Annotated in this window: 16 protein-coding genes; 10 read left to right on the top strand and 6 right to left on the bottom strand. The window is 62.0% G+C overall.

The features are described from left to right. Positions 1-14: 14 nt before the first annotated feature. Positions 15-938: a helix-turn-helix domain-containing protein gene (locus AC1PUL_RS19485; RefSeq protein WP_298460967.1), complete on the top strand. Its 924-nt coding sequence runs from the start codon at positions 15-17 to the stop codon at positions 936-938. Between the two features lie 12 nt (positions 939-950). Here AC1PUL_RS19485 and AC1PUL_RS19480 read toward each other — a convergent pair whose 3' ends face one another. Both AC1PUL_RS19480 and AC1PUL_RS19475 read right to left on the bottom strand, forming a co-directional pair. Continuing rightward, the gene (locus AC1PUL_RS19480) at positions 951-2,039 is read right to left on the bottom strand and encodes a mannitol dehydrogenase family protein (RefSeq protein ID WP_480465674.1); all 1,089 of its coding nucleotides are present in this window, start codon (positions 2,037-2,039) and stop codon (positions 951-953) included. Between the two features lie 3 nt (positions 2,040-2,042). Continuing rightward, on the bottom strand, positions 2,043-2,930 hold the full coding sequence (locus AC1PUL_RS19475) for a GntR family transcriptional regulator (RefSeq protein WP_480465673.1): 888 nt from the start codon (positions 2,928-2,930) through the stop codon (positions 2,043-2,045). 251 nt (positions 2,931-3,181) lie between these two features. Between AC1PUL_RS19475 and AC1PUL_RS19470 the strand changes: the two genes are divergently transcribed. The 7 genes from AC1PUL_RS19470 (at position 3,182) to AC1PUL_RS19440 (ending at position 11,143) form a co-directional block, all read left to right on the top strand. Continuing rightward, the gene (locus AC1PUL_RS19470; RefSeq protein WP_480465672.1) at positions 3,182-4,687 is read left to right on the top strand and encodes a UxaA family hydrolase; all 1,506 of its coding nucleotides are present in this window, start codon (positions 3,182-3,184) and stop codon (positions 4,685-4,687) included. Between the two features lie 28 nt (positions 4,688-4,715). Further along, the gene (locus tag AC1PUL_RS19465) at positions 4,716-5,735 is read left to right on the top strand and encodes an aldo/keto reductase (protein ID WP_480465671.1); all 1,020 of its coding nucleotides are present in this window, start codon (positions 4,716-4,718) and stop codon (positions 5,733-5,735) included. A 9-nt stretch (positions 5,736-5,744) separates the two neighbouring features. Beyond that, positions 5,745-6,191, top strand: a complete 447-nt coding sequence (locus AC1PUL_RS19460; protein WP_480465670.1) for an RbsD/FucU family protein — start codon at positions 5,745-5,747, stop codon at positions 6,189-6,191. Between the two features lie 191 nt (positions 6,192-6,382). Then, positions 6,383-7,369, top strand: coding sequence for a substrate-binding domain-containing protein (locus AC1PUL_RS19455; RefSeq protein WP_480465669.1), 987 nt, complete (start codon positions 6,383-6,385; stop codon positions 7,367-7,369). Positions 7,370-7,469: 100 nt separating this feature from the next. Next, the gene (locus AC1PUL_RS19450) at positions 7,470-9,023 is read left to right on the top strand and encodes a sugar ABC transporter ATP-binding protein (RefSeq protein WP_480465668.1); all 1,554 of its coding nucleotides are present in this window, start codon (positions 7,470-7,472) and stop codon (positions 9,021-9,023) included. Positions 9,024-9,076: 53 nt separating this feature from the next. Further along, entirely contained in the window at positions 9,077-10,048 is a 972-nt protein-coding gene (locus AC1PUL_RS19445; RefSeq protein ID WP_480465667.1) for an ABC transporter permease, read from the top strand. 78 nt (positions 10,049-10,126) lie between these two features. After that, on the top strand, positions 10,127-11,143 hold the full coding sequence (locus tag AC1PUL_RS19440; RefSeq protein WP_480465666.1) for a zinc-binding alcohol dehydrogenase family protein: 1,017 nt from the start codon (positions 10,127-10,129) through the stop codon (positions 11,141-11,143). 64 nt (positions 11,144-11,207) lie between these two features. Here the strand turns inward: AC1PUL_RS19440 and AC1PUL_RS19435 are convergent, their stop codons facing one another. Together AC1PUL_RS19435 and AC1PUL_RS19430 are read right to left on the bottom strand one after the other, a co-directional pair. Next, entirely contained in the window at positions 11,208-11,816 is a 609-nt protein-coding gene (locus AC1PUL_RS19435; RefSeq protein ID WP_480465665.1) for an alpha/beta hydrolase, read from the bottom strand. Between the two features lie 61 nt (positions 11,817-11,877). Then, the gene (locus AC1PUL_RS19430) at positions 11,878-12,810 is read right to left on the bottom strand and encodes a ring-cleaving dioxygenase (protein WP_298460987.1); all 933 of its coding nucleotides are present in this window, start codon (positions 12,808-12,810) and stop codon (positions 11,878-11,880) included. Positions 12,811-12,933: 123 nt separating this feature from the next. On the opposite strand from AC1PUL_RS19430, the gene AC1PUL_RS19425 reads away from it, so the two are divergent. Continuing rightward, positions 12,934-13,845: a LysR family transcriptional regulator gene (locus AC1PUL_RS19425; RefSeq protein ID WP_480465664.1), complete on the top strand. Its 912-nt coding sequence runs from the start codon at positions 12,934-12,936 to the stop codon at positions 13,843-13,845. A 6-nt stretch (positions 13,846-13,851) separates the two neighbouring features. Here AC1PUL_RS19425 and AC1PUL_RS19420 read toward each other — a convergent pair whose 3' ends face one another. Then, the gene (locus AC1PUL_RS19420) at positions 13,852-14,538 is read right to left on the bottom strand and encodes a type 1 glutamine amidotransferase (protein ID WP_480465663.1); all 687 of its coding nucleotides are present in this window, start codon (positions 14,536-14,538) and stop codon (positions 13,852-13,854) included. Positions 14,539-14,697: 159 nt separating this feature from the next. On the opposite strand from AC1PUL_RS19420, the gene AC1PUL_RS19415 reads away from it, so the two are divergent. After that, on the top strand, positions 14,698-15,375 hold the full coding sequence (locus AC1PUL_RS19415) for a GntR family transcriptional regulator (RefSeq protein ID WP_480465662.1): 678 nt from the start codon (positions 14,698-14,700) through the stop codon (positions 15,373-15,375). A 26-nt stretch (positions 15,376-15,401) separates the two neighbouring features. Here the strand turns inward: AC1PUL_RS19415 and AC1PUL_RS19410 are convergent, their stop codons facing one another. Beyond that, positions 15,402-18,107 carry a cation-transporting P-type ATPase gene (locus AC1PUL_RS19410; RefSeq protein WP_480465661.1) on the bottom strand — a complete coding sequence of 902 codons (2,706 nt, stop codon included), beginning with the start codon at positions 18,105-18,107 and terminating at the stop codon, positions 15,402-15,404. Between the last annotated feature and the right edge of the window lie 204 nt (positions 18,108-18,311).

The following is an 18,311-nucleotide window of genomic DNA, read 5'->3' as shown; positions in this document are numbered from 1 at the left end:
CGGGATCCTAAGATTTGGAATATGTGAAGCCCCTGCTGGCAGATGAATCCGTTCCGGTGCATCCCGATCACGACCCGCGACACCCGCTGGTCATCTTCGGCGATCACCGATTTTGTGCCGGCGAGAGCCTGACGGTTCACCGTATGGCCGGGCCACACATGCACAGCCAGATCGAGCTGAATTTCGTCCTGACGGGTCAGATGACCTACTGGTTCGATGGCCGCGAGCTGACCGTCGACGAGGGTCGCCTCTGCCTCTTCTGGGGCATGATCCCGCATCAGGTGATCGACCGCAGCGAAGGCACGCGCTTCGTCTGCCTCTATGTGCCGATGTCGGTCTTCCTCGGACTTGCCAATCTCAGCCGCTTCCGCGATGCCGTGTTTCGTGGCGCCATGATCGAGGCGCTGGAGATCCGCTCCTGGGACCGCGACATTTTCCAGCGCTGGCGCGAGGAGCTGCTGGCCGGCGACGAGAACCTGACCGAGATCGTCCGCAACGAGCTCACCGCACGGGTTCTCCGCATCGAGCGCGATGGCTGGCGTGACCTGCGCGAGGAAGGATCGGCAATCGCGAGCTTCAGCGCCAATGACAGCGAGCGCGTCGAACACATCGAACGCATGCTGCGCTTCATCGCCGAACACGCGCTTGAAAACATCTCCGCCGAGGATGTCGGCCGTGCCGTCGGCCTGCATCCCAACTACGCGATGTCGATCTTCAAGCGTGCCGTTGGCCACACCATCAACCAGGCGATCGTCCGCCATCGCCTCGACACGGCCCAGTCGCTGCTGATCTCGACCGATCTCTCGATCACCGATGTCGCCTTCGAAAGCGGCTTTGGATCGGTCTCGCGTTTCTACGAAGCCTTCAGCGAACGCTTTGTCGAGAAGCCGACCGCCTTCCGTCGTCGCATGCGTTCAAAAGGCCTGCCGCCGGCCTGAGCAACCACGCGCTTATCGAGCGGCGATCGCCGACAGTTTCGGCATGGCGACGGCAGGACACCAGTCCTGAAAACCGATGATACGCCGGACGATCTTTTCGGCATGGTTGCCGGCGATGTCGCGCAGCCTGTGGTCGAGAGTGGGATTGAGAAAGCGCTCAAGCGTGGTCGCGACATAGGCCTCTGCCTCATCACCCAGGCCATGCTGGCGAAAGCCCGGAACGACCTCTTGCGCGTAGATCGCCTCAAGCTCCGCCCGGATTGCGGCATCCGCAAGGATGTCCTTGACGCATTCCGCCTCGGGTCTTGCGTCTTTCAGCCAGCGATCGGCCAGCACCGTATGGCCGAGATTGAGGATATGCAGCTTCAGCCGCTCATAGGGCGTCAGATCGTCGACCACCTTGATTGAGGGATGCTCGCAAGGGATGGTGAGACCAGGTTGCCGCTCGATCGCCCAGATCGCATAGGGCTCGGCGATTGCCCCTGCCGGCTCGATCGGCTCGGAGACGATACGATCGACCAGCGTATTGCCCCAGATGACCCGTTCGGAAAGCCAGGCTTCGAAGGCCGGGTCCGACACATGCTGTCTGGCAAGATCGGCGATCAGGCGTTTCAGCACATCGCCATTGCGCGAAATCAACTCGCAGGGAAGAATTGTCAGAGGCCCGCCGCCGGCCGCGTAACGTGCCTTGAGCAGCGCCAGAAGCTTCATTGGGAAGGACTGCGGAACGCCGTACAGGCTGTCGCCATCGACAAGCGCATAGCCCTTGTCGCCGGTATTGGAGAGAACGACACGCGCCTCGTCGACGAAGATCCTCGTCACCTCGGCCCAGTCCGTCCCGGTCGACAGCGATCGGGCAACCGAACGGACCCGAAGCGTCTGCTCGACAGCCACCCCGTTTTCCAACCCGCGAATGATCACAGGGAAGCCCTCCGGCGCCGACAGCGCACCGATCCGCCCGGCGCGGGAGGCGTCACCGCTCGTCTGCACCACGGTGATCGCCCCCAGCGCCTTTCCCGCCTCCATGGCCTCGCTGACGAAGAGATCGGCATGCGCCTGGAGAAACCGGCTCGTGCCGAATTGCAGGATGGGCGTGTTCATGGATCAGGCGGTCTCCTGGATCGATTGCAGCAGCGTCTCGCGCGCGGATTTCAGATGCCGTCGGCAAGCCTTCTCAATTGCGGCTGCATCGCGGGAAAACAGCGCGCGGATATAGTCGAGATGCTCCTCCAACGCCCGCTGGTTGCGCGCACGGGCATTCGTCTTGTTCCACTGATAGTGATAGTGAAAGACGATCGAAATGATGTCGTAGAAGTCGATGATGAAGCGGTTGCTCGACGCCTTCTGGACCAGCAGATGGAAGCGTTCGTCGAGCTCCGAAAATTCCATGTAGCGATTGTCGATATCGGCCAGCAGCGCGTGATGCTGTGCCTCGACAGCCTTGAGCTCCGCCCAGGCGGGATGCTCTTCCGCGAGATGCACGAAGGCCGCCGCCGAGCGCAACTCGAACATTTCGCGCACTTCGGTCAGTTCAAGCGCAAATTCGCGGGTAAAGCCCTTCAGCACCCAATGGCTGTTCGGACGCTTCTCGATCAGCCCGAAGCGGCTGAAACGAATGAGGAATTCCCGCACGCTGGTCGTACCGATGCCGATCTCGCGCGCAAGCTCCAGCTCGTTGATCTGCATGCCAGGCTGCGCCCCGCCGGCGAGGATCCGGCGCATGAAGCTGCGCTCGATGATTTCCGAGAGCGAACTCGTCTCCTCGTCGGGAAAGTAATCGCTCTGCTGTGGCCTGCGCAGCACCGTCTTCGAACGCTTGTCCCAGGCCACCAGCCCGACTTCGCCGAGCCGTGTCAGAACCGCGCGCACCGTTGTCCGGCTGACGCTCAAGAGACCGCCAAGCTCCGGCTCCGAGGGAAGCGTATCCGTTTCCTCGATCAGCTTCAGCGTGCGGTTGTAGGCGTCCTTGAAGACGGTGTTCTGCTTGGCCATGGCTCTGCCTGGGTTGAAATGATGCGGGCGGGTCGATCTCTCGCCTCATGGCGCAAGACTCGGGTTCGCGCAACAGAAACCGCCGATTGCAGCGGCCCTGCCTCCTCTTGCTTTGGGTCCTGATCCTCCCGCCCCTGAATGGAGCAAATTGTTCTTTATCGATATCATACCCATTGACGAGCAACTGTCTATTGCCGATAAAAGACAAAACACAGGATCCGGTGCCACCGGACGCATGGGAGAAACATCGGGTGTCGAAACCAGCCTGCATCCTGCTTTCGCAGGACGACAATGTTGCCGTGACCACTGTTGCGATCGAAGCCGGGCACGTTCTGCCCGGCGGTGCGGCTGCAGCGGCAAAGATCGACCCCGGCCACAAGGTGGCGGTGCGCGCGATCCGCAAGGGCGAACCGGTCGTGAAATATGCCCAGGCGATCGGTCGCGCCACGACGGACATTGCGGCTGGCGACCACGTCCATTCCCACAATCTTGCCTTTGATGAAGACCGCCTCTCGGTCAGCGGACTTGCCCAGCCCGAAGCCGCAACGGCCGCAGACAAGGGCCGCACCTTCATGGGCTATCGTCGCGCCGACGGGCGTGCGGCCACCCGCAACTACATCGGCATCATCGCCAGTGTGAACTGTTCCACCACCGTCTGTCGCGCCATCGCCGATGCCGCCAACCGCACGATCCTGCCCAATTACGAGGGCATCGACGGCTTCGTGCCGATCGTCCACGACCAGGGCTGCGGCATGAGCTCGACCGGCGACGGCATGCGCACGCTGCACAGAACGATAGCCGGCTACACAAGACACGTGAATTTCGGCGGCGTGCTGATGGTCGGTCTGGGCTGCGAAGTCAATCAGCTGACCCTGTATGGCCAGAGCGGCGCCGGCGCCTCCAAGCGCCACTTCAACATCCAGGATGCCGGCGGCTCACGCCGCGCGGTCGAAAACGCCCTTGCGATCCTCAAGGAGATCGCAGCCGAAGTCGGCACGATGCGCCGCGAACCGATCTCCGTCAGCGAGATCATCGTCGGCTTGCAATGCGGCGGTTCGGATGGCCTTTCCGGCATCACCGCCAATCCGGCACTCGGCGTCGCCGTCGATATCCTGGCTGGTGCCGGTGGCACGGCCATCCTCTCCGAGACCTCGGAGATCTACGGCGCCGAACATCTCCTGCGCAGCCGTGCCGTCAACGAGGACGTCGCCGTGAAGCTCGACGGGCTGATCTCCTGGTGGGAGGCCTATGTCGCCCAGCATGGCGCATCCCTCGACAACAATCCCTCGCCCGGCAACAAGAAGGGTGGCCTGACGACCATTCTGGAAAAGTCGCTCGGTGCCGTCGCCAAGGGCGGGCGCTCGCCGCTGACCGCCGTCTACAATTACGCCGAACGCGTCACCGAACACGGTCTCGTTTTCATGGACACCCCCGGCTACGACCCCGTCTCGGCAACGGGACAGGTGGCAGGTGGCGCCAACGTGATTGCCTTCACCACCGGTCGCGGCTCCTGCTTCGGCTCACGCCCGGTGCCCTCCATCAAGCTGACCAGCAACACCGCGCTCTACAAGTCGATGGAAGAGGACATGGACATCGACTGCGGCGTGATCGCCACGGGGGATGCCAGCGTCTCCGGGCTTGGCCGCGACATCTTCGATCTGATCATCGAGACCGCCTCAGGCAAGAAGACCAAGAGCGAACTCTTCGGCTACGGCGACAACGAATTCGTGCCGTGGCACCTCGGCGCCACGCTCTGACCGCGACAACAGGGATCCGGATATCAGCATGAAGACGAGACGCATCGGCAAGACCGCCCTGGAAGTGACCGAATACTCCTTCGGAACGGCCCCGCTCGGCGGACTCTACCGGCCCTGCCCCCGCGATGTCGGGATCGCCACGCTGCAGGCGGCCTGGGATCACGGCATCCGCTATTTCGACACGGCCCCGCATTACGGCTTCGGTCAGGCGGAACGTTATGTCGGCGACTTCCTGCGCGACAAGCCGGAAGACAGCTATGTGCTCTCCACCAAGGTCGGGCGCCTGCTGGCACCCGTGCCGAAGGATCAGATCCCGAATGTCGGCTTTGTCGATCCGCTGCCCTTCAAGCTGGTCTATGATTACAGCTATGACGGCATCATGCGTTCGGTCGATTTCAGCTATGCGCGCCTCGGCCTGAACCGCATCGACATCCTCTATGTCCACGACATCGGCGTCTATACCCATGGCCGCGCGGTCAATGATCGCTATGTGAAGCAGCTGCGCGACGGTGGCTACAAGGCGCTCGACCAGCTTAAATCATCGGGCGCCATCAAGGCCTTCGGTCTCGGTGTCAACGAGGTGCCGGCCTGCATGGAGATGATGGCCGACATACACATCGACGTCATCCTGATGGCCGGCCGCTATTCCCTGCTTGACCGCTCCGCCGTCGAAGAGCTGCTTCCGCTCTGCGAGAAGCGGGGCACATCGATCACCGCCGGCGGCGTTTTCAACTCCGGCATCCTGGCGACGGGCGCCGTTCCGGGCGCGCATTTCGACTACACGCGGGCGACAGACGAGGTGCTTGCCAAGGTGCGCGCCATGGAGGGGCTCGCGAAGCAGGCCGGCAAGCCGCTGGCTCAGTTTGCCCTGCAATTCCCGCTGCACCACCAGGCGGTCGCCTCCGTCATCATCGGTACGGCAAAACCGGAAAGCCTCGACCGCAACATGGCGCTGACAACAGAAGAGCTGCCAGCCTCTGCCTTTGCGCCCTTCGACGCCCATACACTGGTCGCACCGCCGCTCGGCGATGACGCGGTCCGGGAATAGGAGCACACCATGCTGAAAGGCATTCATCCCCTGCTCGGACCCGACCTCCTGCACGCCATCGCCACCATGGGCCACGGCGACGATATCGTCATTGCCGACGGCAATTTTCCGGCATCGACCATGGGTCCGCCAGTGATCCGGGCAGACGGGGTCGGCGCCGTCGAGATCCTTGAGGCGATCCTGGCCCATATGCCGCTCGACCAGTTCGTCGACGATGCGGCCTGGCGGATGCAGGTCGTCGGCGACCCGCATGCGGTCCCGGAAATCTGCGCCGAGTTCCAGGGGGTGATCACAAGGCTGGCTGGCGACTTCCAGCTCGAAAGTCTGGAACGCTTTGCCTTTTACGAGCGGGCGCAGACAGCCGCCTATATCGTCGCAACCACGGAATTGCGGATTTACGGCAACGTCATCCTGAAGAAGGGCGTCGTTTATCCGGAAGAGGTTCACCGGGTCTGAAAAGGTCCGGAATGCCCTGAAAACAAGGGCGAAAGGGGTTTGGAGGAGACCGCTTTTGTCCGCTTGCAATCTCCAGGATGCTGGAGTAGCGTGCCTCGATAAAATGTTTTTTATCGATAAAGATCGACCTGGTTGCGTTCTGCGGGCCGATCTCACCGGAGGAACAGGACGCGTTGAGAGGAGAACCCACAATGACCATTCTGAAGAGCATGACTCGCCGCGCCCTCATGGGGATCGCAGGCGCTGCAATGATGACGTCGATGATGCCGGCCGCTTCCTTCGCCCAGGACGTGACCATTCCGATCATCGTCAAGGACACCACGTCCTTCTACTGGCAGATCGTGCTCGCCGGCGCCCGCCAGGCCGGCAAGGACCTCGGCGTGAACGTGCCGGAACTGGGCGCTCAGTCCGAGTCCGACATCAACGGCCAGATCAGCATTCTTGAGAACGCCGTCGCCGGCAAGCCGGCCGCCGTCGTCATCTCGCCGACCGAGTTCAAGGCACTCGGCAAGCCGATCGATGAAGCCGCAAAGTCCGTTCCGATCATCGGCATCGACTCCGGCGCAGACTCCCAGGCCTTCACGTCCTTCTTGACCACCGACAACGTCCAGGGCGGCCGCATCGCCGCTGACGGTCTCGTCGCAGCGATCAAGGCAGCGACTGGCAAGGAAGAAGGCGAAGTCGCCATCATCACCAGCCTGCCCGGCGTCGGCTCGCTCGATCAACGCCGCGAGGGCTTCCTCGACCAGATCAAGACGAAGTATCCGGGCATCAAGGTGACGGTCGACCGCTTCGCCGATGGCCAGGCGACGACCGGTCTGAACATGATGACCGACCTGATCACTGCCAACCCGAACATTGTTGGCGTCTTCGCCTCGAACCTGATCATGGCGCAGGGCGTTGGCCAGGCGATCGCCGAAAACAAGCTCGGCGACAAGATCAAGGTCATCGGCTTCGACTCGGATGAAAAGACCGTCGGCTTCCTCAAGGAAGGCGTTCTCGCCGGCCTCGTCGTCCAGGATCCGTATCGCATGGGCTATGACGGCGTGAAGACAGCACTCGCCGTCTCCAAGGGCGAGAAGGTCGAAACCTTCGTCGACACCGGTGCAAACCTGGTGACCCAGGCCAACATGGCGGACCCGAAGATCGACGCCCTTCTGAACCCGAAGGTCAACTGATCGAGACTTCGGCACGCGCGGCATCCGTCGCGCGTGCCGGACCGGAAACGGTAGACGCGGGAGGCGTCGGCCGCTTTCGCTGTGATTTGGGAGGAACGACATGACTTCGCTGCACGATGTGAGCCACCGGCACGATGAAGCGCCGGAACTGCTGGAGACCGATCACATCCCGCCGGGAACGCCGATCCTCGAGCTCGTCGGCCTGCAGAAGAAGTATGGCGCCGTCGAGGCCCTGAAGCCTGCGACCATCACCTTCCTCGCCGGAGAAATTCACGCCATCGTCGGCGAAAACGGTGCCGGCAAATCCACGCTCATCAAGCTCCTGACCGGTGTCATTCCACGCACTTCGGGCGAAATCCGCTGGTGCGGCAAGCCGGTCGCACTCGCCACCCCGAACGAGGCGATCAGTCGCGGCATCAATGCCGTACACCAGGAAGTCGTTCTCTGCTCGCATCTCTCCGCCGCTGCCAACATGTTCCTCGGCGACGAGATGTCATCAGGCGGCATCATGCGCCAGCGCGCCATGACGCAGGCTGCGCAAAACGTCCTCGACGACCTCGGCTTCAATCTTCCCGCCGGCGAGATCCTCGGCAACCTGACGATCGGTCAACAGCAGTTGATCGCCACCGCCAAAGCCGCGATGCGCGGTATCCGTTTCATAATCTTCGACGAACCGACCGCCTATCTGACGCGTCAGGAATCCGCCCAGCTCTTCCGCCTCATCCGCCGCCTGCAGTCGGAAGGCGTGACCATCGTCTACATCAGCCACCGCATGGAAGAGGTCTTCGAACTCGCCGACCGCGTCTCGGTCCTGCGCGACGGGACGCATGTTGGCACGCGCCTGATCGGCGAAACCAACGATGCCGAGCTGATCTCGCTGATGATCAACCGCTCGATCGAGCAGATCTACCACAAGGAAAAGCTGCCGATCGGCGCGACCATCCTGGAGACGAAGGGCCTGTCCGGCCCGGGCTTCTCGGATGTATCGCTCACAGTCCGCTCGGGCGAAATCGTCGGCCTCTATGGCCTGATTGGTGCCGGCCGCAGCGAATTCGCGCTCGGCCTTTACGGTCGCCACAAATGCAGCGCAGGCGATGTGTTTTGGGACGGCAAGAAGGTCGTCATCGACACCGAACGCAAGGCCATGGATCTCGGCATTGCGCTCGCCCCCGAAAGCCGCCGCGACCAGGGTCTCTGCCTCAACCTGCCGATCGGCCTCAACATCAACCTGCCGGTTTTCGGCCGCTTGAGCCGGGGCCTGACGATCAGCCCGAAGCTCGAAGCCGGAAACGCCGACAAGCAGATCAACGACCTGAAGATCAAGACGCCGACGCGTGCCGTGCTGGCCTCCGCCATGTCCGGCGGCAACCAGCAGAAGATCGTCATCGGCAAGTGGCTGAGCCATGGCGCGCGCCTCTTCATCTTCGACGAACCGACCGTCGGCGTCGATGTCGGCACGAAGGCGGAAATCTACCGCCTCTTTGCCGAGCTCCTGAAGCAAGGCGCAGGCATCATCCTGATCTCGTCCTATCTGCCCGAGGTCTACGAACTGTCGGACCGTCTGCATGTCTTCCGCCAGGGCAGACTGGTGGCGAGCCACGATTACCGGACGGCCTCGCATGAAGATGTGCTGACCGAGGCAATCGGCGTCTGAGACGAGATGCCCTCAAGAACAAACGACATGAAAAGACGACTGGGAGGACACCAATGAGCACCGACACCACCGAGACCAAGGTCGCGCCGAAGAGGGGCATGAGCATCCTCTTCAGCCTCACGCTGCTCGGCCTCTTGCTCTTCCTCTGGCTGCTGCTTGGTTTCGCCACCAACAGCTTCTGGACGCCCAACAACATCAGCAACCTGCTGCGTCAGGGCTCGATGACGGCAATCCTCGCCGTCGGCCAGACCTTCGTCATCATCACCGCCGGCATCGATCTTTCGGTCGGTGCCGTGGTCGGCTTTGCCAGCGTCATCATCGCCTGGCTGCTCGCAGCCGGCGTTCCGGTCTGGCTCGCCATCATCCTGACGCTGCTGATGGGTGTCGCTATCGGCATGTTCCACGCCTTCGGCATCGTCCGTATGGGCCTGCCGCCCTTCATCATCACGCTCGCGACACTCACCTCGCTGCGCGGCATCGGCCTCCTGATCACCAATGGCTCGACGATCTCGATCTCCAACGAGGCCTTCACCAATTTCGCCCGTGCCGACTTCCTCGGCGTCCCCAGCCTCTTCTGGATGGTCATCGTGGTCGCTGTTCCCGCCTATATCTTCCTGCACCTGAGCCGCTGGGGCCGCTATCTCTTTGCGGTCGGCTCCAACAGCGAAGCGGCCCGTCTGTCCGGCGTCAACGTCAACCGCACCATCTACATGGCCTATATCCTGTCCTCGACCTGTGCTGCCTTCGTCGGCATCCTGCTCGCCTCGCGCATCGGGATCGGCAATGCGACCCAGGCGGAAGGCTGGGAACTGCAGGCGATTGCCTCCTCTGTCATCGGCGGCACCAGCCTCTTCGGCGCCGTCGGCTCGGTCCAGGGCCCGCTGCTCGGCGCCTTCATTCTGGCGACGATCAACAACGGCGCCAACCTGATGAACGTCAACTCCTTCTGGCAGCGCATCATCACCGGTGCCCTGATCATCCTGATCGTCTATTTCGACCAGCTTCGCCGCCGCGGCAGCCGCTGATTTTTCCCAAGGTGGGGATGCCGCGAATGGCATCCCCTTTTTTTTCAAAACCTTGCCGGGTCACCGAAAGGAATAGGCATGAAGGCCGCATTGTGTGTTGAACCGGGCCGGTTGGAGATCGTCGAGCGCGATCCCGCACCCAGACCCAGACAGGGCGAAGCCCGCATCGTCATCAGCCATGTCGGGATCTGCGGGACCGACTACCATATCTTCGAAGGCAAGCACCCCTTCCTCGAATACCCGCGAGTCATGGGCCACGAGATCTCGGCAGTCGTCCGCGAAGCCGGCGAAGGCGTAGATCTTGCCGTCGGCACGAAGGTCATCGTCAATCCCTACATCGCCTGCGGTACCTGCATCGCCTGCCGCAAGGACAAGCCGAACTGCTGCACCCATATCCGGGTGCTGGGCGTGCATACTGATGGCGCCATGTGCGAGGAAATCACCGTTCCCGCTGGCAATCTCTATCCGGCGGACGACTTGTCACCCGAAGCGGCTGCGACCGTCGAATTCCTCGCGATCGGTGCGCATGCCGTGCGCCGATCTCTGGCGCCTGCAGGTTCAAGAGCACTGGTCATCGGGGCAGGGCCCATCGGGCTCGGCACGGCGATTTTCGCGCGGATCGCCGGCCACGAGGTGACGCTGCTCGATACCAGTTCGGAACGCCTCTCCATGGCCTCGGACCGCCTCGGCTTTACATCGGGTCTGCTCGCCGATGATCGCCTGGACGCGGCGGTCGAGAAATTGACCGGGGGCGACGGCTTCGATGTGGTCTTCGATGCCACCGGCTACCGTGCCTCGATGGAACGCGCCTTCCGCTTTGTCGCCCATGGCGGAAGCCTCGTGCTGGTCAGCGTCGTGAAGGAAGACATCACCTTCTCCGATCCGGAGTTCCACAAGCGCGAGATGATGCTGATCGGCAGCCGCAACGCCACCCGTGTGGATTTCGATCATGTCCGCAAGTCGATTGCGGACGGTCTGGTGCCGATCGACCAGCTGATCACCCATCGCACGACGCTAGACGATCTAGCGGAAGACCTGCCGCACTGGGCGCGCGAAAAGTCCGGCCTGATCAAGGCCCTCATCCGGATCGGCTGAGAACCCCGAAACGCAAAAGGCCCGAAGCGCTGCCTCGGGCCTTCTCAAGTGGATGAGCCTGATCTCAGGCCTTCTGCAGGAAGGCCGCGATCGCATCGACCTCGCCTTGCGACACCTCATGCCCGCCCTCATGCAGGAAGGTCTCGACCGATGCCCCCTGCGCTTCGAAATAGGAGATCAGACGCTCGGTGAGCGGCAGCGGGCAGATCGGGTCGCGTTGACCAGCCGTGAGCAGCGCGGAGAGCGATCCAAGCCCCGGCTGTGCCGGCGGATCGAAGGGGATCAGCGGATGCATCAGGACCACGCGGTCAAAGAGATCGGGTGCCTCGAAAAGGACGGAGGCCAGAATGTTGGCACCGTTCGAATAACCGAGCCCATAGATCGGGCGATCCGGGTTCTGCGCCTTGTGAGCGCGGATGAATGCCGCCATCTTCGCCGTGCGCTCGGCGAGATCGGCCATGTCGTAGACGCCTTCGCCGGTACGCTTGAAGAAACGGGCTGCCCCGTATTCCGAAACATCTCCGCGCGGCGAGACGATTCCCGCCTCGGGCAAAACCTGTCTCACAAGACCCGGAAACTGATGTTCGTCGCCTCCGGTCCCATGGAAGGTGAAGACCAGCGGTGCGGCACCCTGCGGTGCCTGGTGATGATGGATGTAGCTTTCGATTGCCATGATGCTTTCCTCCGCAACAGGGACGGTGCCTGAGAGTTCAGGCGCCATCCTCGCTGTGCGTTCAGTCCTTGATCGGGGTCAGATGGGCTTCGATCTGCGAGCGATACTGCTGGTAACGGGTCGGCAGCTTCAGCGCCTCACCGAGATGTGCGGTGTCTTCGTCGCGGTTGAAGCCCGGTTCGTTGGTGGCGATTTCAAACAGCACGCCACCCGGCGTGCGGAAATAGATCGCCCAGAAGTAATCACGGTCGATGACAGGCGTAACCTGGTAACCCGTGTCGAGCAGTGCCTTGCGCACTTCGAGCTGGGCGGCCCGGTCTTCGACGGCAAAGGCCACGTGATGGACCGATCCGGCACCCTGCTGGGCACGCGATGCACCCGGCAGGACTTCGAGGTCGATATAATCGGCGCCATTTCCGCCGGGGACTGCGTAGCGAACGAAGTCACCCTGTTTGTCGACCGGCTGATAACCCATGAACTTCAGGAGTTCACCCGTGGCGCCTTCGTCGCGCAGCCGCATGGTCACGCCCCGGAAGCCATGAATGCCTTCGGAAACACCGACCGGACCACCGGCAAACGGCACGCGGCTGTCGCCATCGACTTCCGCAAGGGCAAAGCCATCGCCATCCGGACCGGCAAAGCGCAGGCGGTCTTCACCGAAGAGCGAATAGGAGCCAAGCTCCTTCACACCTTCCTTCGACAGGCGTTCCTGCCAGAAGCCGAGCGTGCCCTTCGGCACGGAGAACACGGTCTCCGACACTTCGCCGGCACCGCGACCACCCTTGCCCATATTGGCAAAGGGGAAATAGGTCATGACCGAACCCGCATTGCCGACTTCGTCGCCATAATAGAGGTGATAGACATCGGGAGCGTCGAAGTTGACGGTCTTCTTGACCCGGCGCAGACCGAGCGTCTTGGTGAAGAAGTCGTTGTTTTCCTGGGCATCCGCGGCCATGGAGGTAACGTGATGCAGGCCTTTGATCTGGGTAATCATGGCTTTGATCCTTTCCCGGCACTGGCGCCGGTCTTGTTCTGTTGAACGGAATATGGGCCATGGCTTTTCTGTTGTGAACAGTTGTAATATTGCGGATATTATTTCACTGGGAGCAATAATCCGATGGGCGAACTTGAGGCGATCAGAACCTTCCTGACGGTCGCGGACCAAAGCAGCTTCAGCGCCGCCGCCCGCCTGCTCGGCATGACGCCCGCCTCGGTCACCCGAACGGTATCTAGCCTGGAGGAACAGCTCGGCGTCCAGCTTCTGCTGCGCACCACGCGCAAGGTCTCGCTCACCTCGGCGGGCGCCGCCTATGCCGCCCGCGTCGCACCGCTGGTCGAGGGCCTTGCCCGCGCCACGGAAGAAACCCGCGACCTGCAGAAGGTGACCGCCGGTTCGCTGCGGGTCTCGGCCCCGATGTCGCTCGGCATGAAGGTCCTGCCGACCGTCCTGTCGCAGTTTGCGATCATCCATCCGCGCACCAGCGTGGCGATCGAACTCTCCGACCGCTTCATCGATATCGTTCAGGAGAACTACGACCTCGCGATCCGCATTTCCGGCCCGCCGACCGACAAGTCGACGATCTGGCGCAAGATCCGCCCCGTGCCCCGGCTGCTGGTCGCCTCGCCCGCCTTCATCGCCCGCCATGGCATGCCTGTTATGCCCGAGGACCTGAGCGGGCTCGAATGCCTGAGCTATAACGATCAGCTGAAAACGGAGACCTGGGTGCTGAGCCGGCCCGGGCAGACCAGAACCATCGAAGCCAAGGGCCGTTTCTCGATCAACAACGGCGACTTCCTCTGTAAGCTCGCCACCGCAGGCGAGGGTATTGCCCTTCTGCCGCATTTCATCGTCGAGGAGGACTTGCGTGCAGGCCGATTGGTTGAGGTGCTCCCCGACTGGAGCACGCCGGAAATCTGGCTCACCCTCTACTATCCGCCCTATGAGCAGCTGCCGCTGAGGGTCGCGACCTTCTCGGATTTCTTCGAAGCCTTCATCAAGGAAAGCTGGGACGCTGGACGGAGCGCCTGACCAAGATCAGCGGTCGCGTCCGAGAAACTCGCCGATTTCCTGAGCGATGCGGTCGGTCGCGATCGGTACGTCGACCTTCTTCACCTTCTCGAACAGGGTCTCGGGGATAGCCGCCTTGCGGGCCTCGGCCAGACCCTCGAAGAAGCGCGGCGAAAATTCCGGATGCGGCTGATAGGAAAGACCCCAGTCACCGTAACGGATGACGGCATTCTCGCAGGTGTCGGTCTTGCCGACGACTTCGGCTCCCTCGGGCACAGAGATCACCTGGTCCTGATGCCAGGCGAGCAGCACCTGCTCTTCGCCCGTGTCCGAGCGCTTGTAGGTCACGGGTCCGGCGGACCAGCCGCCCTTGAACTTCTCGACATGACCGCCGAGCGCCTTTGCCATCACCTGATGGCCGAAACAGATGCCGACCATCGGCACCTTGGCCGCATGCACCTGGCGGATGAAATCCTCAAGCTTGCGGATCCATTCGTGGTCTTCATAGACACCGAACTTCGATCCCGTCAGAAGCCATCCGTCGACTTCGGTGGGGCTCTGCGGAAACTCGCCGTCAACGACGAAATAGCGCTTGAACGCGAAGTCGAAGCTGCCGAGAAGTGCTGCGAACATGTCGGCATAGTTGCCGTATTCGGACGTGAGTTCGGCGGGTGAATGACCCGTGACGAGAATGCCGATGGTCTTGGCGGTCATGTGATGTTCCTAGAGCACGCGAAAAGAGGCACTTCAGGCCTTGCGCTGTCGTCCTCTATACCAAATGTTAGTTTGATCAAATTTCAAGAGGGTGAACGCGCTTTGACAGAATTGTCCAGGCTGCGATCTCCAGCTGAACAGGGAGATGTCGGCTGAACGATGGCAAGCGACGAGCGTAAAGCTGAAGAATCGCTGAAACAGCGCGTTTACCGCACGATGCGCGCGCGCGTGATGTCAGGCGCCGTCGCTCCCGGCCTGCCGATCACCATCAACGGCGTCGCAGAAGACTTGGGCGTCAGTGCCATGCCTGTTCGAGAAGCCCTTCACCGTCTGGTTGCCGACGGCGCCCTGGAGTATCTCGACAACCGGCGCGTCCGCGTACCCGAAATGACACTCTCGAAGTTCGAGGAAATCATCGCGGCGCGAACGGCGTTGGAAACACTCGCGGCAGTCAGGGCCTTGCCACACATCGATGTCGAGCGTCTTGAGCGGTTGCAGGTCATCGATGGTCAGATCGACGATGCCTACGCGGCCGACGATCTGCTGCGCTCGACCGAACTCAACTTTCTCTTTCACCGCACCCTCTACGAGCCCGGTGCCAGCGGCGTCATTCTCGACCTGATGGAATCCGTCTGGTTGCGGCTTGGCCCCTTCATGCGGCTCGCAACCGCAAAACTCGAAGAGAGCTACCGCATCGACCGCCATGCCGAGGCCATGGATGCGATCCGCGCCAGGGATCCGATGGCCCTGTCGAAGGCAATCGAGGCCGATATCCAGGACGGTGTCGGCCACCTCGGTCGGCATTTTCTGCGCGAGGCTGCTCCCCCGCGGATTTGACCCGTTGAGAGACCCAGCCAAGCGGCTCAGAGCCGCTTTCGCAGGGCAAAACGCATCTGCTTCTCGACCTCGACCAAGGCGAAGAACACGACACCCAGTCCGACAATCAGCACTCCATCTTGCAGCGGAACGCTCTGCGTGCCGAACAAGGACTGCATGATCGGCAGATAGGTGACGGCAAACTGGGCAAGCGTCACCGAGATCACGCAGATCCAGACGACCTTTGTTCCGCGAACGGCCCGCCATGTGAGCGATGTGCCATAAATGTTGCGGATGAAGAAGACATGGAAGATCTCCATGACCACCAGCGTATTCATCGCCATGGTGCGGGCAAGCTCGATGGAATGGCCCTTCTCCAGGGCATAGAAGAAGATGCCGAAGACGGCAGCGGCGAAAAGGGCGGATACGAGCAAGACATGCCAGATGAGGTCCGCAGTCAGCAATGGCTCATTCCGCAGACGCGGAGGCCGTCGCATCGTGCCCTCTTCGGAGGGCTCGAAGGCGAGCGCAAGTCCAAGGGTGATTGCCGTGACCAGGTTGACCCAGAGTATCTGGACGGCGGTGACCGGAAGAGCCAGTCCGGCAAACAGCGCGATGATGATCGTCGTCGCCTCCCCGGCATTGGTCGGCAAGGTCCAGCTGATCACCTTCTTGATGTTGTCATAGACAGTACGGCCCTCGCGCACCGCAGCCGCGATGGAGGCGAAGTTGTCATCCGCAAGGACAAGTTCGGCCGCTTCCTTGGCCGCCTCGCTGCCCTTCACGCCCATCGCGATCCCGGCATCTGCACGCTTGAGTGCCGGAGCATCATTCACGCCGTCGCCTGTCATCGCCACGGTCAGACCGCGTGACTGGAGCGCCATCACCAGACGGAGCTTGTGGGCCGGCGACGTTCTGGCGAAGATATCGACTTCGGCGGCGGCCAGAGAAAGCGCGGCATCGTCCATCCGGTCGAGATCCGCTCCCGTCAGCACTTTCTCGGTGTTCTTCAGACCGATCAACCCGCCGATCGCCCGCGCGGTTGCGGCATGATCGCCGGTGATCATTTTCACGCGGATGCCTGCCTGATGACAATCCGCCACCGCGAGAATGGCTTCCGGGCGCGGCGGATCGATGAGCCCGACCAGACCGACCAGCGTCAAAGTGCCCGGGATGGTCTCCTGGCAAAGCGCTGTTTCGCCAATCGGCGGGAAGCCCACTGCCACGGCGAGCACGCGTTGGCCCTCCGCCGCCAGCGTCTCGACCATCCGGTCCCAATAGGGCATGTCCAGCTCGGCTGTGGTGCCGTCGGGCACGCGCTGCATGGCACAAAGACCAAACACGGCTTCGGGTGCGCCCTTCACATGGATATGATGCTGATGGTGCTCATCCACATGCAGCACGGCCATATATCGATGCGCCGCATCGAACGGAATAGCATCCACGCGCCGCCATCCCTCTGTGAAAGGATCGTGCCCACGGCCGGTTATCTTGCCGGCAAGCGCCATCAAGGCCCCTTCCATGGGGTCGCCTTCCACGCGCCAGGCCCCATTCGCCGAGTGCAGAACCGCATCGTTGCAGAGCCCGGCGGCCCGGGCAAATTCGATGAGAACCGCGTGGTCCTGAGGATTGGCGTCTGCATCGTTCCAACGCACGGCCCCGCGAGGTGCGTAGCCTTCACCGTCCACGGCATAGACATGCCGGGCCGACACGAGGCTCGCAACGACCATTTCATTGCGCGTCAGCGTGCCCGTCTTGTCCGTGCAGATCACGGACACCGATCCCAGCGTCTCGATCGCAGGCAGACGCCGCACGATCGCGTTGCGGCCCGCCATGGCCTGGACGCCGACAGCGAGCGTGATGGTCATCACCGCAGGCAACCCCTCGGGAATGGCCGCAACGGAGAGACCGACAATGGTCATGAACAGTTCACCAAACGGCAGATGCCCGACAACGAGACCGTAGACGAGCAGCAACCCCGCGATGATGAGGATGAAAAGGGTCAGCCAGCGGGCGAAGATATCCATCTGCCGAACGAGGGGCGTAGACAGCGTTTCGACGGTATCCAGCAAACCGCTGATCCTGCCAATTTCGGTTGCTGTGCCTGTGGCGACGACCACGCCACGGCCCGTACCCGTGGCAACCAGAGTGCCGCTGAACAGCATAGAGCTTCGATCACCCAGAACAGAATGCGCGGAGACCGCTTCACTTGTCTTGTCCACCGGCACCGACTCTCCCGTTAGAGCCGCTTCTTCCACCTTCAGGCTTCGTGCATCCAGAATTCTGAGATCCGCCGCGACACGATCTCCAGCTTCGACCAAGACGATGTCACCGGGGACCAGATCTGCGGCATCGACGGATGTTCGGCGACCGTCTCTGAGCACCGACGCATGCGGTGCCAGCATGACCCTGATCGCACTCATGGCGTCTTCGGCACGCCCCTCTTGCAGATATCCCACAACGGCATTGCCAATCACGACGGCAAGAATGACCCCGGTGTCGATCCAGTGCTGCATGAAGCCAGTGACGACTGCGGCACCAATCAGCACATAAATAAGTACATTATGGAACTGCAACAGGAAGCGCAGCATGGCAGGGCGCTTTGGAGCTGCGGGGAGCAGGTTGCCGCCATAAACCGTCCGACGGCGCTTTGCCTCGTCGGTCTGGAGCCCTGTAACATCCGTCGCCATGTTTGCCAGGACCTCCTGTGCTGGCAGGGCATAGGGCGCCGAGGGCGTCTTGGGATCTGTCATGCCTTATCCTTCGTGCTCATCGTCTTTTTAGGACGTACCGGCGATTGCGGTCCGAGACCCATGAGAGGCCCGACCACGCTGACCATGGTCAGAAGCATGGCGTGACGATCCCAGGCTCACCTTGATCTAAGACAATTCTGACCGCCCCCGCCGGACCTCCGGCCGTTTGAGCTCTCCAACCGGGGGCTGTGTCAGCACAGGCTC

This window comes from Rhizobium sp. P43 (genome assembly GCF_056730705.1).
Note: the sequence above shows the minus strand (reverse complement) of the source record. Positions and strands in the feature narration are given on the sequence as shown.